Genomic DNA, 16,661 nt, shown 5'->3' with positions numbered 1-16,661 from the left:
TATTGCTGCTTGTTTCTGTTTTCAGTTTATGTCAGCTTATTTCTGCAGACTGGCGTTATAATTCTGAACGCGCAGAGTACGCTGAGATGAATCCACGTTAGCCTGAATCAAGTGGCGCAGAGCCTTGTCAGCATCCGGGTGGGAATCCAGCCAGGCTTGCCCGGCTTCAACCAGGTCTGCTGCTTTAGCGTAAACAGGGTACAGACCATAGCCGCTCAGGGATCCCAAGAGGGTTTCACTCATATGGAAGGTCTTATTCTTCCAAATCCAATCAATCATGTCGAAGAAGCGGGCCACATAGCCGGCAAAAAGCTCGGGTCTGTTGTTGGAACTAAAGCCGTTAGCTACTGCCTCAATTTGAGAATTAGTCAGGTTATTATTGTGCAGAGCCTGATCAAAAGCCCACTGTTTGGCATCAGTAGTAGGAATAGACGCCTTGGCCATATAAGAGAATTCCCGGTTTTCCGTAGTTTCCCTCTTGGCAAGTTCGGCATCAATCTCAGCATTTCCAATGACCCCAGCCCTGGCCCGGTCAATAGTGACAACCCAGCGAAGGTTATTATCCATATCAAGCCCCGGCAAAACCACGCTGCCATCCAGCAGACCCGCAGTCCGGCGGGCATACTCAGATCCAACTCCATAGTGCAGGTAAGCAGTCAGAAGCTGATACTGCTCATCAGACCCGGGAGCAGCTGACTGAGCCAGGTGCCAGAGCGTATCAGAGATATGATTAATTACAGTCTGCCTGCGGCTGGGAGCTACATACAGATTGGCGCTGGTCTGAACCTGACCGAGAGCATAACGGAAGGTGGTCGACTCCTCTTCTGTTGCCAGTGCCTTCAGAGACGTCTCAATAAAGGACTCAGCCGGAAGCTCTGCACTCCGGGTCATATCCCACAGGCTCAGCCAAGTGATGGCTCGGGCCAAAGGATCGACAAAGTGATCTAAATTCTCCAAGGCAAAAGCCAGAGACTTGCTATCCAAGCGAATCTTGGTATAGGTCAGATCATTATCATTTATCAGAATGAAGTCAGGGCGTGCCTTGCCCCTGGCCTCTTCCACCACGGTGTTTTCCCCGTCAACATCCAGCTCGAAGGAGTCAGTGCGGACAACCTTCCCATTTTCATCACTGGAATAAAAACCAACAGCCAAACGGTGAGGACGCATAACCGGGTGCTCTGCAGGCGCTGTCTGTTTCAAGACCAGGTTAGAAATTGTTCCATCTTCGCCCTCCTGCACATCAGCAGCTATAGTGTTAATGCCTGATTGTTCCAGCCAGAGGGAAGACCAGGTCTTCATATCCCGACCGGAAGTGGCTTCCAATTCAGACAGGAGGCCATCCAGAGTAGCATTACCATACTTATTCTTCTCCAGGTAGTTGTGAATGCCCTGGAAGAACCGTTCACGGCCCACATAGGCAACCAGCTGCTTGAGAACAGAAGCGCCCTTCGCATATGTGATGCCATCAAAATTGACGTAGGTGTCGTTCAGATCGTTGATAGGGGCAACAATAGGATGAGTGGTAGGCTTTTCATCTTCAGCCTGACCCCAGCTCTTTTCTCCTGAGCAGAAGGTAGCCCAGGCATCTTTCCATTCTGTTACCTCAGCTGTTGCCAGAGTAGAGGTAAACTCAGCGAAGGATTCATTCAGCCACAAATCGTTCCACCACTTCATCGTGACCAAATCACCAAACCACATGTGGGCGAGCTCATGCAAAACCGTGACAACCCGGCGCTCCTTGTTGGCGTCAGTTGTCTTGGATTCATAAATATAAGAGTCGCGGATAGTCACGCAGCCAATATTTTCCATGGCTCCGGCATTATATTCAGGAACAAATACCTGATCGTATTTCTCATACGGATATTCAACGCCCCAGGTCTGATTGTAAAAATCCATCCCTTTGGCTGTGATGTCAAAAAGATAGTCCACATCGGCGGAAGCAGCATCCTTCAAGGCCTGACGGGTATAAATCCCCAGAGGAACCTGACGGCCGGAAGCCAGGGTGTGGCTGCTGGTCCACTGGGCATAGGGACCGGCACAGAAAGCAGTTAAGTAGGAAGACATCACAGGAGTAGGCTTAAACTTCCATATCCGGACTTCCTCATCATCGGCCTGGACCTGAGGCTGCTCAGCAGTCGGTTGATTAGAAATGACAACCCAATCTTTGGGAGCGGACAGGCTGAAATCAAAAACAGCCTTGATATCGGGCTGATCAAAGACAGCATAGACCCTGCGGGCATCTGGAACCTCAAACTGAAAGTAGAGGTAAATGTTGCCGTCTGAAGGATCCAGACTGCGATGCAGGCCTTCGCCCGTGTGCGAATACTGGCAGAGTGCCTCAACGGTAACAGTATTATGCTCCTGCAGGTTGTCCAGCTGAACCCGAGAATCAGAATAGACCTGGGCAGGATCTACCTGATTGTCATTGATCGTGACTGACACAACCTTGTTGGCAATCAAATCCAGGTAAGTGGATGAACCAGACTGGGCATCAAAAGTAACGGTGCTGACTGACAGGAAATTATTCTGGTCTCCCTTATCAGCTGATGCATGCGAAGGAATATTCCCAGTCAGATCAAGATGAACCTGATAGTGGGTCTGCCCTATTACGGCCTTGCGGTCAGCTGCTTCCTGGCGGGTAAGATTAGCTCCCGGCATTGTACCTCCATTATTTTGTGGAACATATGACGGTAACGATTTGGCTATGTTCCTGATTTTCTTTTATTGTGCTTATATCTGCATGGTATACAAAAGGTGCATTTTCAGCAATTTTCAGTGGTTTTCAGCGATTTTTCCCCAGCGAATTATGAGCTGCTCTCAAACCTGGGGAGCTACGTCTGTTGCCAGGTCGGCAACAACCGGAACAATCATGGGGCGGCGGCGTCTGAGCTTGCGGCCAATCCAGCTGCCCAAGGTTCTGCGCATTCTCTGCTGAAGCTGATAAGAATCTTTAGTTCCTTCCAGCATAGCGTTTTCCAGATCGCGAACAATCTGAACTTGGACTTCAGCAAAGTCGCTTTCAGCCTCAGCAACGGCATTAAGGAATATCTTGGGCCCGGACACCACCTCATTCTTACTGCTGTCAACCACCACAAAGCTGGATACGAAGCCTTCCTCACTGAGAATCCGGCGCTTTTCCAACTCATCCTCGGTGATTTCACCTACGGACGTTCCATCCACATAAACATATCCGCAGGGAACAGAGCCTACAATGGCAGCCTGACCGTGATAGAGATCCACCACATCTCCATCTTCAGCAAGGACCACATTGGCAGGGTCTACCCCAGTTTTAACGGCAATCAGGCCATTGGCAATCAGGTGCCTGTTTTCACCATGAATCGGCATGGCTGCCTTGGGCTGAACAATGTTGTAGAAGTAAAGGAGCTCGCCCTCATTGCTGTGACCGGACACATGAATAGCGGCATTATCCCGGTTGACCACCCGGGCTCCCAGCCTGGCCAGCTTGTTGATGACCTTGTAAACCTCGTGCTCATTGCCGGGGATCAGGGAGCTGGCCAAAATCACCGTATCAAACTCATGAATGGTGATATCCTGATGATTTCCATCGGCAATGCGGCCCAGGGCTGCCATAGGCTCTCCCTGGGAACCAGTGCACATATAAACCAGCTTGTCATCCTGGATATCGCGGGCTTCCTTCAGATCCACTACAGTGTTCTCGGGAAGATGCAGATAACCCAGATCAGCAGCAATTCCCATGTTGCGAACCATGGACCTGCCTACAAAAACCACCTTGCGGCCATACTTATGAGCTGCATCCACCACCTGCTGAACCCGATGAACATGGCTGGAGAAGCTGGCAACAATAATTTTGCGCTTAGCTTCAGCAAAGGCCTTATCCAAGGCGGGGCCAATGGTTGTTTCCGGCTTGACAAAACCGGGGACCTCGGCGTTGGTAGAATCTGCCATCAGGAGGTCTACCCCCTGCTCACCCAGGCGGGCGAATTCTCTGAGGTCAGTGATTTTATGATCCAGAGGAAGCTGATCCAGCTTCATATCTCCGGTATCAATAATGTGACCCGCCGGAGTTTTCACTGACACAGCCAGGGCATCAGGAATGGAGTGGGTAACGGTAATAAATTCCAGGTTAAAGGGGCCGACTTTCATTTTGTCCCTGCCCTGAACCGGATTCATAATGGGATCAATATGATGTTCCCGGCACTTTGCTTCCACAAAAGCTAAAGTCAGCTTAGAACCAATCAGGGGAATATCCGGCCTCTCCCGCAACAAATATGGAACAGCTCCAATATGATCCTCATGACCGTGGGTTAAGACCAGAGCCTCGACCTTATCAAGCCGGCTGCGGATATAGGAGAAATCGGGGAGGATTAAATCAACCCCCGGCTGCTCTTCTTCCGGGAAAAGAACACCGCAGTCAATCAGAAGGATGTGACCGTTGTACTCAATAACGTTCATATTACGGCCAATTTCGCCCAGACCTCCTAGGGGAACAATCCTCATGGATCCCTTGTGATACTTGGGAGGAGCTACGAGTTTACCCTCTTGGGCCACTGTCTGTGCAGCAGCTGGGGCCGTTTTGCGGCCACCATGGGAACGGCCATTCCCCTTACGGGAACGGCCGGCAGAAGTAGAGGACTTCTTGCTTGTACGTCTTGCTGTTTGTTCCATTATTATCAGTCTTTATTATCCTTAACATTATCCTTAACACTATATTCATGGTGAGCTCAGGGCCTTGGATCCGCCAGCAGCGCTCACTATCCGTCTCTATTCTACTCACTCCCCAAGCTTTTATGCTGTCAGGGTGTGTGCCCTCCCATACCTGACCTGACCAACCAGAATGAGCAGGCAGGCAACTGCAACCAAAATCCACAAGGATGACAGACCCCAAACGCTCCCCAGGAATCCAGAATTCGTCCGCTGAAAGCCGACCCCAGGGCTGATCCGATGGTACCCGCAGTGGACAGCCAGGACAAGCCCTCAGTCAAAGAAGACGCGGGAACGATTTGCTTAACCATCAGGTTTCCTGTGGCAAAAAGCGGAGCAATACTCAACCCGGACACTAGTTCCACCACCCCTATAGCCGCCAGGCTGTGCATCTGAGAAAAGAGAGCAATGAGGAGGAAGCCGGCAGCAAGATAGGTCATAAGGATGATGAGCCGTCTCCAAGGGTTCCCCCTATGAGGGCGGGAGCCGAAGATCAAAGCCCCTATACAGGAACCTACAGCAAACAGAGCCAGCTGAAGACCCAGAAGACTGTCTTTTTCCATGGACCGCATGAGGGCAGTCATGGTCACATCGAAAGCAGAAAAGCTGGCGTTAAAAAAGACGAAAATCAGGCAGAGGATAATCATTCCCGGGTAGAGGAAAGCTAATCTCTTGGCATGATCAGTCTGGCTGACCGAGCTCAGATCATTTTCCTGCTTGCTTTCCCCTTCTACTGGCTGGTCTGTTGACAGGTTGATGGAAGTCAGGGTATGAATGGCTCTGCCGTGGGCAGAAGGCAAACAGAAGAAAATCAGTCCTCCGATTCCCTCCAAGAGGGCACACACATAAAAAGGCAGGACCGGAGAGGCTGCTGTTGCCAGAGAAGCCACCAGAATAGGGCCAAAAATAAAAGCGATTTCATCGATGGCAGATTCCAAGGAATAGGCGGTGTCCAGGAGGGATCCGTCTTCCCCTCCGTCAGCCATTGCCCGAGCCCAGCGAGTTCTGACCAGGGCACCAACAGAGAAAGAAGTCAGTCCCAGGAAAATGGCCAAGGCATACAGAAAGACCAGGGAAACATGAGCCTGGGCGCAGAGCGCTAAAGAAACAAAGCCTACAGCTTGCAAAATAATCAGAGGAAGACCTACTGTTCTTTGCCCATAACGATCGAAAAGACGGGCATAGACAGGAGTAACGGCAGCAGAAGCCAGCACATAAGCGGCAGTCATAAAGCCGGGAGTGGTCCAGTCCCCATAAATATGGTTAAGGGTAAGAACCATACCTAGACTGACCATTGCCATGGGCATACGGGTCACAGCTGCGGATGAAGAAAATGCCAGAGCCCCAGGTAGGGTAAAAATTCTGACGTATGGAGACGGTGCGCCGGCAGAAGAGGGAGCGCCTGTCATGGGTTTGTTTCCTTTCGACTATTTCTCCTGCTGTGAATTTTCAGGTTGGAAATTTTTTCTCAGCCTCGGTTCCCCAGCAGACCCTTGATAAATAAACTTATCCAGGGGCTCCCCTACAGGACCGGAAGCATTCAGCTGTTCAGTCACCCGGGTCAGACCCTGATACTCATAAAACATAAAATTACATTCTGTATCGGTATAGAGGTAATAATTATCCACACCGTGCGTGGACAAAAACTGTATCATTGCCTGCCAGAGAGTTTTGCCCACGCCCTGGCCTCTGACAGTGTCATCGACAATAAAAAGAACGATTTCAGCCTGACTGTCTCGACGAACAGCTTCCGCCAGGTGGTTGGTTTTGAGATCATCCTCCTGGATGCTTGTCGCAATCTTGCTCCCATCGGGCACAGCAGTTTTTATCCACTTATCGTACTGTTCAAAAAGCCTGTCCTGCCCGCTCAGCGCCTGGATCCCATCTTCATGACCGGCAAAAAGGTCCGTCAGAATGACCCCGCTGACCCTGCCGGCAATATCGGCCACCAGGGCATGTGTGCACTTGTTAAGATACCAAAGAAAGTCATACTTTGCAGCAAAAAATCTCCGGTGGCCCTGGGCATCCTGCCAGCCTTCGTCCGCTCTGTGGCCATTCACCAGGCTGCTGGGTATGCGGGGTTTGAACCAGGCCTTCTGCGTAATCGCAGCCAGGCGGTCAATGTCTGTTTCCCTCAAAGAGCGCAGAGTGATAGGGCTTGCAAAAGCAGTCGGTAGGCTGATGCTGTCGATTACCGGCCTATCCAGGGCTTGCGCGGTCCGCATGGTCTGTTCACTCCGTCCATTGTGTCTATTATCGCTCTGTCCATTTTGCATAATAATCCAGCATAATATAACCTCTTCCTTTAGTAAAATTGCTTATAGATAAGCGCATAATCGCGGAATGAAAGGGCAAGTATCAAGCAAATTAATATTGTATATTTATACTATGCTTATAGTCCTTCAGCCGCTTTACTCTTCTTCATCTGACCAGTCTTCATCTGACCAGGTTTTCAGGTTGGAATCGGGATCAACCATATCGTCAGCATCATCCAAAATTCCAGTGGCAAGTCTGTCTTTCAGAGTTTGCTGGAGAGAAGAAAGAATGAGATTTCGAGACCGCATAGGGCAGGTGATGGGCCGGTCTTCCTGCCTATCTTCATCCAGGTAGTAGAGCTGAGCCTCAATCTGATCGATGCCAATTCCCAGCAAATCACTGAGCATGAGGCGGTAAATATCAAGCTGGGCCAGCTTCTCCGCCTTCTCAGCCGGCCTGCCGGGTTTATGCCCTGTCTTCCAGTCAACGATTGTATAAAAATTCTCAGTAGGATTATTGGGATCATCATTAAGACGGCCATAAAAGACCGCGTCCAGGGAACCTCGAAGATGATAAATGCTGCCGTCCCCTCCTTCAATCGTATCGGTGATAGACTGCTCCGCAGCCCATGCCTCCCTGCCGGCCCAGACCGAATGAAGAAGGTTATTTTTCCACCGTAGAAGCTGAGGCACATCTGTCTGTCCACCCTCGGCAGGGGCCGACATTAGATTTGTTATCCGGCTTACCTCCTGTGCAACCTCGCGGCTTATTTTCTGCCTGTATTCCTTCCAGGCTTGTCCGCTGAGGTGCTCTCCTTGCGAAGACAAGGATGAAGGCAGGATGAACTCCTGTGCCCATTCATGAAATTCTGTTCCATGCTGCGCTTGCAAGGAGCTGGCTCGGGGCATGGGCCGGTAAATCAGATCGTGGCTGGACTGATAAGACTGCCCCGAAGTCTGCTTCTTCTTTTTCTGAGCAGATCCAGATCCTAGGCTCATGCTGCTCCTCAGGCTCTTCTGGTCCTTGCCCCCGTCTGACTGTGTCTGAAGATGAGCAGCAAAGCTTTTCTGAATAGCAGTCACATAGACGATTCCTGTCTGCTGTGCAGAGGTGAAGATCTGACCGGCTGGCGAAACCCGATTGGGCTGGAGAGACCTTGCCCGGGTCTGAGCCCGGTCAGCAACAAGACGTCGTGCTGCAGCTGTCAGTGTCTGCTCCTGCCGACTCTGCCGATCATCCGGAACCTGGTCAGCGGAATTCGCATTTGTCAGTTCCCTTATCCTCTGCTGGACCAGGCCAGCGCTGGCCGCCAGGACCTTATCAACCAAGTCGTCAGAGGCTGATCCCTGAGGCCATACCACATCAGGATCTTTAATCCGAGCTTGTTCAGACTCCCTGAGAGCCTGGTCCACTACCTGCGAGCGAAAAAGTTCGGCCCGGCCGCCAAGAAACAGTCCCATAGGCAACTGGCTATAGGAATCATTGCTATAAAAAGGATCCTCAGCCGGACACACCGCATAATCTTCTGGACAGGTTTCAGGATTGGAATACCTGCTGAAAAGTTCCAGCCAGAATACCGAGGCTGTCGACTCCAGTTTCAGGGCCTGATTATCAACCCACTTGCGCATGGAAGAGATGGAAGCACCATCCCCCAGAGCCTGGCCGGCCTGGGCAAAATGAACCCGATCGTACTCGTGAGGATCGAAAGGATCAGTCTGGTGCTCAGAAAAAGTCAGAAAGAGATCATGCTCAGTCCTGGTGAGAGCTACATAAGCCAGGCGGCGCTCATCTTCCAAAAGCTGACCGGAGATTTCCCTTGCCAGGCTCATTCTCTCCCCCTTGTTCTCTGAGGAGCTGGTTTCTTCCCTCCCCCGACCGTATAAGGCGCTCAAAGCTTCAGCTACTGCCCCTTCAGCCACAGTCAAGGTATCTTTTGTCGGTTTCTTCTTCCCGGCTTCATCCCTGTTCAGAATAAAGTTCACAGCATCTGTGTCTTTCCTGGCTACCGCCTGATAGAGGTTATCAACAACGGCCCTATAGCTCTGTTTTCCTTTAGACAAAGCCTGGTTTGCCTTTTTCACCTGCTGGGCCTGGGAAGAATCAAAAACAGCTCTTTCTAAATCTGTCCAGGTGGGAAAGGCTTCAGCCAGATTAGCAGCATCAGGAAAAGCAGGAAGAAGATCCCGGTCAGATCTGACCGGGGCAGGAACAGCCGTGGCAGCAGTCAGCCAGGTGTAGGATTGAGTAAAGTAGTCAGGATCCCTGTAGGCCCTGGTAGCCCTGTCATAAGTTTTTTGCCTGCCGGTCATAAAAGATCCATCCCAAACCCCAGGCTTAAGAACATAATCTGAAGACTGCCTGCTGCTGGTGACCAACTCAGATGCATAATCACAATCAGTCGGTTTGCCCTGAGAGTCACAGTGAGGAAGGAGACTGACCGCCAACCTGTCTCCCTGGTTGGAGGGAAAAGTCTGAGCCCCCATGCCTCCCACGGCAACTGCATCCCATTGCAGACCTTTCGCCTGATGGACGGTCATCACAACCACATCAGGATTGTCACTGAGAACAGATCCGCCGACAAACTCATCGGTTGGATTCTCCTTATTGGCCGTCAGCCAGGCAACGAAACCGGTCAAAGTGGCAGATTGTCCGTCTGCAATCTCCCGGGCGTAAGTCTGGGCCAGATCCTGGAAAGCTGATAGGCAGGATCGGGAGGGAGTATCGGCAGCCCAACCCTGTGCTATGGCCTGACTAACTGAAGCATCAATATCCAGAGTCAGAAGTTTGCTGGCATACGAGACGACATCTTCGATAGGTTGGTCCAGATGGGCATCAAGATCACGGATCATAGCCGATGCTTTGGCAATTTGCTGAAGCCCCACCTGGCTGATGGCTTGTGTCTCCCGATGACTGTCGGCCCACTGCCGGTAAGAGTCAGGAAAATCGTCCCATTCCAGCAGATCTGTCAGGTAAACTCCTGTCGGCAGCTGTCCCCGAAGCTGGCGAAACTCCCTGTCACTAACCTCCTGACCTGTCCCGTTTCCTTCCTGTCTTTTCTGGTCTGTCAGCTGCTGCAGGGCCTGACGTTTATAATCATTATCCAGGCTTTGGGCCATATAAGACAGGACTGACAAATCATTCTTAGACAGGCCGAACCTATCGGTAGCCAACAGCCTCAGGGCTGAGGCCGAATCAGTATGATCGGTTACCAGGCTGAGCAGGGCCAGCAAATCCTGCGAATCCGGCCGGTCCCATAATGACTGATCACCGGCAATCTCATAGGTCAGTCCCAGGCGGGACAGGGCCTGGCAGTAAATATTTCGATGAGTTTTAGCCCTCAAGAGAAGGGCCACATGCGTCTTGCCATATTCAGCCCAATACTCTTCTTCGTTCTTGAACCCGTGTGCTGCCTTCCTGGCATCCACCCGCTGATGAGCCTGCTTGATTGCCTCGTGTGCAAAACGGGCAATACCATCTGCCTCCTGGGCAACAGTAGGATAGCCCATGAGGCCCACAGTGGCATCATCTTTGCTGTCAATGTAAGACAACTGATCTACCGATACTTCTTGACGGGTAATAGCTGACGCCTGCCTTAAGGGATCTGCCTGGTCCGACCGAATGGGATTGGTCAGCCGGTTGGCAGCATCCAGGACCAGGGCAGGATTTCTCCAGGTATAGCTCATCCTTTCGATCTCTTCCTCCTTCATCCCATAATCTTTCAGGAAAAGGCTGAATGCGCCAGGACTGGCCCCCCGCCAGGCATAAATAGACTGATAAGGATCCCCCACAGCCGTCACATAGGTAGGTGCAGATTCAGCGCCGGGAAGAGGATCATGAAAGAGGAGGGTCAGAAGTTTGGCCTGCGTGGTGGACGTATCCTGGTATTCATCAAGAAAAACATGGGAAAATTTCTCCCTGTATTCTGACCGAATCCAAGGGTAACGCAGGGCCAACTGAAAGGCTGCTATGGTAAAGTCACTGAATTCAGCCAAAGATTGGTCTTTCTTTGCCTGATCATATGCCAAGACCATTTCCAGCAGCATCTGCCGCCGCCGGGTGGCCTTCTGCATGTCGAGCAGGCGGGAGTCAAGCGGTTTTTTATCTTCCTCCCGGCCAGTCCCCGAGTCAGCCTCCGAGTCAGCCTGGGCTGCATACCGGTCTACAAGATCCAGAAAAGCCTGATCCCACCTGCTAACCTGGTCCACAGCCTCCTTTATTCCAGGACAATCAGGGCTGATCATAGAGTTGGACAGCTCGGCAGAGAGGGCAAGCACATCCTTAACGAGGGCGGCGTAAGATCCCTGGTCATCAGCCTGAGAAGAGTCAGCTTCCTGCCCCTGACCGCCTGAAGAGGATGAAGCCGAAGAAGAGGCATCATTGTCATTGTCTTCGGCAATCATATCGGCAATATACGGTCTGATATGAGTGCTGACAACCTCAGATGCCAGCTGGTAGCGACCGGCCTGACTCAGAGGAACAATGTCCGAGCTCATACCTACCAAAGCCCCGTACTGACGGACGATGGACTGGAAAAAAGCATCATAGGTAAAAACCTGAGGATGCATAAAACCCCGGTCAACTGAGCTGTCATAAGGATCTGCCGCAGCGGCAACTTCCTTGGTAACCCTGGAAAGCAGTTCTGCCGCCGCTTTGCGGGTAAAAGTCAGCCCTAGAATCCGGTTGGGATCTATGTGATCCCTCTTAATAAGAGTGATAATTCTTTCAGTCATGGCATGAGTTTTGCCTGATCCGGCCCCGGCGACAATCAGCAAATCTTGATTGGCGGGAGCGAAAATAATCCTGTTTTGCTGCTGACTGGCCTCATCTTTCCGGGCCTTATTTTTCGCGGTCTTAGTCTGTCTTTCCGATGATGATTCAGATCCGGCAGGCATTGATAATTCCCCCTGTAGCAACTTCACAGATCTCACCTATCCCTTCTCATAACTGTCTCCATCTCTGCTGCGCACAAGGGGCAGAGGGTCTGATGACCGGCTGAACCATCCTTATACCTGCAGTATGCAAGATGATCCTTATTAGGTACCAGAGCACCAAGATGGACAGAATCTGTCAAAGACAGGGAAGCGGCAAAGAAAATCCTCGATATCATAGACAGGGCCCAGGTAGTGGCCGGTCCATTGCTGCTGTGGTTAGCATAGGATTTATCAGGGTGGCTGATGGACTGTTCCCGCTTGATTCGCTCCCACTCCTGGTCGCTGGCCGAGCTGGGACGAACCAGGCTGACAGGATTACGCTGATTACTGGTAAACAGTTTGTCCCAGTTGGTCAGGTAGGGCCTGGCCGGCCCACCGCTCAGGGAGAAAGTCTTCTTCCCCTTGACAGATGTTCCCTGCCAGGAAGTAATATGGCCCTGCTCAAACAAAGGACTTTGATAATAAAGCTCAGGAATTAGCGATGTGGCTGACCGACTTGCAGCCACATCCAAGACTCCCTGGTCCCCTATCACTTCTTTTCCGCGGGCAGCTGGCAAAGGCGAGGTCATCAGGGTAAAAAGACTGGCCTCAGAAATCTGGGGAGCCTGACCGAAAAGAAGCTGACGGTCAGCGTCAGTTCTGTTAGCTGCCCGGCGGGCACTATCCTCCTCAGAATTCCCTGACTGCTTAGGATCTTCACAGGGATCTTCAAAGATGAGTCCCAGCTGGTAGCAGGCCAACTGCAGATCAGTAAATGTACTGGAAGCCTTAAGACTGCGACCGGTTTTATAGTCAATAATCCGCTGATACTCCTTAATCTGGCCATTCTGGTTGAAACGTCGTGTTTCCAACCGATCGATGCTTCCTTTAAGGGCTATGACACAGTGATAGAAATCATCCTGGCTAATCTCCTGGGGAAAGCCTCCTGCCAGCTGATCCATCATATGGAAGAAGGTTGTTTGACTGACCGGAGCAGCCTCATCAATCCTGTTATAAGCGTACCGAATGTCTTCCATAGTGAAATGGGAGCTGAACTCATATTCTGCCTGAGTCTTGACCAAAGTCCCCATAGGAGGAGTGAAATCCAGCCCCGTTTTGCCGCCGGCCTGAGCATAATCATGCCGTTGGGATTCCAGGAAATAAAAAGCCAAACGCTGAAGAACCAGGTCGGTTTGAGAGTCATTCCTTACAGCCCTGTACACATCTTCAGTCATGATGCTGGTATCGATTTCTATTTTTTTCTGCCCGTATATTTCCTTCAGCTTGCCCGTCAGACTGACCAGGATTTCCTGCTGTTTGCTGTCAGCAGCCTGGGCGTATTCCTGTCCGTACAGCAGGTCCAAGCCTTGTTCTGTCGCTTCCTGGGCGACGGCATGAATGAGGGTTCCATAGCTGGTAGCTAAGGAGGAATCCGAAGGACCGTGGAGTTTGCGGTCCAAAAGATAACAAATAGGGCAATCCCAGGCGGCATCTACAGCTGAGGGAGACAGGGTGATTGTCCGATTGCTCTGGGCTGATTTGTCAGGTAGATCCTGATTCTGCTGCATAGGATTGGCTTTGTCCTGATAAAAAGCCCAATGATCCGGCTGGGCTATATCAAGACCATCCCGGGCAAGAAGGGCCAGGCAATCTACAGCATCCTGAGACCTGGCAGATAAATTCTGATAGGAAACTTGGCTGTCAGCCTGATCCTGATGATCGTCCCTTTTATCCGTCTTGCCGGCCGTCTGAACGGGGCTGGTGCCAGGAGCACCAGGAGCGCCAGAAGCACCGGAGACAAGACGCTGTGCCAGCTCGGCAGAAACCAAACTGCGAGCGCGGGCCACCAGGCCGCGATCAGAAACTGGACAATCAGAGACCGGATAGGACACACTGTCGGCTTCTGACCCTGCCTTTTCGCTTCTTTGGGAACTTTCTGATCTGTGGGCAGGGACGATTCCTTGTGGCATATAGACTGCAAAGAAATCCGACGGGCTGTCCTTGTCGTTGGCTACAGCGCTGATGGACAAAGCCTTCCTGGCTCTGGTAACGGCAATAAGGAAACTCTTCTTTTCATTCTGTAAAACAGCAGAAACATGCTCCCTGTAGCGCTGATCCTGCTCAAAAATTCGCCCTTGAAGCATGGCATCAGTCAAATCATCAGCAGCAAAAAGCTGATCACGCAGGGTCAGATTAGGCCAGATCCCATCCTGAACGTGAACCAGCCAGACATAATCCCAGTGTTCTCCGGCAGCTGCAGCCGGAGTTAAGACGGTGACCGCGTTCTCTACAGGAGCTTTCCTTGCCAGGGAGTCGGCAGCAATGTCCTGTCCACTGACGTGATCCATGAAATCATCGATCGAGGTTAGAGACTTCTGCGTAGCCTCAGCCTCAGTAAAGAGACGAACCAAAGTGTCCAGCCACTCATTGGCTCCGGCTCTGGCAGTCTGTTCTTCCGACTGCCGGGCCAGATTTTTCCACCGATCTGCCTGACCGGATTGAGTCCAAGCTGACTGCACAATATCTATCACTCTCAGGCGTGGATTCAGGGAAATTCTTCTGCAGCGGTCAATTAAATCAAGGAAATCACTGCAACTGTGCTTGGCTGTACGACTGCTGGTATTGCGAATAAAGGAAGAGAGGGCTGTGAATTCTTTCTGCCCTGTTGTTAGCAAAATCAGCAAAAGAAGGGAAGGGTCAGAATCCACGGAGGTCTCTGAGGAGCTGCTGGGGTCGACAGTTTCAGACAAGGCTGTGTACCCCAGAGAAGACTGTTTTTGCGCTCGAATCGGTGCCAATTGATTGGATAAATCAGACAAGGTTTTTACTTGCTCCTGTATCCAGTCCAAGGGATTCGAGACAAGATCAGCCTGACGGTAATCAGATGTCTGGCGCTCTGAAGTCTCATGAGTCTCATGGCTTAAAGCAGTGCTATCTGTCCCAGCCTGCCGGCTATGACTGGCGAAATTCACCATATCACTGACAGCAGTAAGCACAGTACACACCGATCCAGCCCGAATTTTTCTTCCAGAAGATCCAGCCGCATAGGCATACGGTCCATCCAGGAGAGCAGTTGCCAGAGACTGCACCCGACGTGACAAACGGTTCAGGGAAAGTGCAGACAATTGTTCTTCCATAGGCTTTTTGCTAATCTGGCAAAGACGAATCATGGAAAACAAACCATTGACTGCCGGACTTTGAGCCAGCGGGGTTCCCACCTGGGTCACACGGGCAGCAACTCCCCTCTGCCTAAGGGCGGCCGCATAAGTATCAACGTCTGCACTGTCATGGGCAATAATGGCCATATTGTCATAGGGGATTTTGTCCCGGCCCAGATGCCGTTCCATGAGAGAATCAATAACAGCCTGACTTTCATCTTCAGCTGTTGGGTACCACAAAGCAGCAAAAGAGGAATCCGGCACAGGAAGAGGGCAGTCAGGATCCCTGCTTATTTTCCAGGGTCTGGATGCCACTGATTCCTCCAACTGCACTGGCGAGATGATAGACAAGCTGATGGCTGCCGCCAGGGCATCAAGAGACCGGTTGGACTGGCTGCCGCCGACAGAGGGAGTGGTCAGAGTCTGTTCTTGAGCAAAGAAGGGCTCTTTTTTAAGGATTGTGCTCAAGTATTCAGGATACGAGCCACGGAAGGTTTGGGCAGCCTCATCCGGACATGTTAGCAGAATCAGGCTGGCCCCAGACGCCTGTAGCTGCCCCAGGAAGGCGGCAGCTGCCAGGGTTAAATCCTGGGCGTCATCCACAATCACGACCTGAGGAAGAAACTGTTGAATCCTATCCAACTGACCAGCTTCCTGCAGGCGCATCAGAGATCGCTGAGCTTGAATCAGCAGATAGGAGCTGTCAACATTGAATTTTCCCCGGCGCTCATTTAACTCTTCCACTGCCTGGGCATACTCCTGTCTGAGGGCAAAAGCCACTTCCCAAGCATAGCGCAGGCGCAGATTGGAGCCGTTTCCAGCCAAATTCACAATCGTTTTCTGGACTCCATGATGAGCACCGACTTCATTCATACGGGCAAAAAGAGAGCGGAGAGCATCAGCAAAATCATCATTAAGCTGGCGGGAAAAAAGGTCACTCGTTGTTTGGCCGGAATCCGTGTAGGCTAAATTTGCGTCTGTTGGACTCACAGAATCAGCAAAGTCACCAAAACCGTCTGCCTGCACTCCTGACTGGTAGGATGTTTCCTTCAGAAATTCCTGCAAAAGCATGCAGGTAGAGCATAAATCGCCACTCTGCGCATGTGATTTATGTACCTCCATGAGATGGTGCAGAAGAGCATCCTGATCCGCCGCATCCAGGTACTTGGGAGGAGTAAGACCCTGGCTGGAACGAACAGCAGACAGCAGACCAAAGGCTAAAGCATTGATAGTCTGAGCAATTCTGGGTTTAGCAGAAACAGCAATGTTATCCAGGAGAACTTGGTTGGCTTCCTTGGTATGTCGGCCTGTTGACGTGACCAGGGCCACAGACTGGGCGTGACGGGAGGACACTGCTAACCGTTCCTGCTGTCCCCTTCCCTCCTGACTGCTGAGAATTTTCAGCGCATCCAGGGAAAGCCTCAGAGCAAGGCTGGTTTTTGAACTGTTGGGAGGGCCATAAATTACCAGAGCTTGTCCTGATTCGCTTCCCGGCTGCCGGGAGCAGGCATCCTGAATCAGGGCATAAGCATCCTGATATGCCTGCCCCTGAGTGACTTTTATACCCACAGCCGCCCCTTTGCCTCAATTTTCCAGTCCGGTCATCTTTCCTTCCGGAACAGAAAAGCATATCACGGTAAAGATACAAGGCAGC

At 51.4% G+C, this 16,661-nt stretch carries 6 protein-coding genes; all 6 read right to left on the bottom strand.

Translation table 11 applies throughout. The annotated features are described in order from the left end of the window. Positions 1 to 36 precede the first annotated feature (36 nt). The 6 genes from pepN to SCIP_RS01475 all read right to left on the bottom strand — a co-directional run bounded on the left by pepN (position 37) and on the right by SCIP_RS01475 (position 16,576). Positions 37 to 2,658 carry an aminopeptidase N gene (gene pepN / locus SCIP_RS01500; RefSeq protein WP_006292748.1) on the bottom strand — a complete coding sequence of 874 codons (2,622 nt, stop codon included), beginning with the start codon at positions 2,656 to 2,658 and terminating at the stop codon, positions 37 to 39. Positions 2,659 to 2,817: 159 nt separating this feature from the next. Next, positions 2,818 to 4,647: a ribonuclease J gene (locus SCIP_RS01495; protein WP_040590439.1), complete on the bottom strand. Its 1,830-nt coding sequence runs from the start codon at positions 4,645 to 4,647 to the stop codon at positions 2,818 to 2,820. A 128-nt stretch (positions 4,648 to 4,775) separates the two neighbouring features. After that, the gene (locus SCIP_RS01490) at positions 4,776 to 6,092 is read right to left on the bottom strand and encodes an MFS transporter (RefSeq protein ID WP_006292746.1); all 1,317 of its coding nucleotides are present in this window, start codon (positions 6,090 to 6,092) and stop codon (positions 4,776 to 4,778) included. A gap of 18 nt (positions 6,093 to 6,110) precedes the next feature. Beyond that, positions 6,111 to 6,908 (bottom strand): GNAT family N-acetyltransferase, encoded by a 798-nt coding sequence (locus SCIP_RS01485; RefSeq protein WP_115672896.1) that lies wholly within the window; start codon positions 6,906 to 6,908, stop codon positions 6,111 to 6,113. A 186-nt stretch (positions 6,909 to 7,094) separates the two neighbouring features. Continuing rightward, entirely contained in the window at positions 7,095 to 11,831 is a 4,737-nt protein-coding gene (locus tag SCIP_RS01480) for an ATP-dependent DNA helicase (protein WP_006292744.1), read from the bottom strand. Between the two features lie 32 nt (positions 11,832 to 11,863). Continuing rightward, positions 11,864 to 16,576, bottom strand: coding sequence for a PD-(D/E)XK nuclease family protein (locus SCIP_RS01475; protein ID WP_050752357.1), 4,713 nt, complete (start codon positions 16,574 to 16,576; stop codon positions 11,864 to 11,866). Positions 16,577 to 16,661: the final 85 nt, after the last annotated feature.

Source organism: Scardovia inopinata JCM 12537 (assembly GCF_001042695.1).
Lineage (GTDB): Bacteria > Actinomycetota > Actinomycetes > Actinomycetales > Bifidobacteriaceae > Scardovia > Scardovia inopinata.
This window is presented reverse-complemented; position numbering and strand designations above follow the sequence as displayed.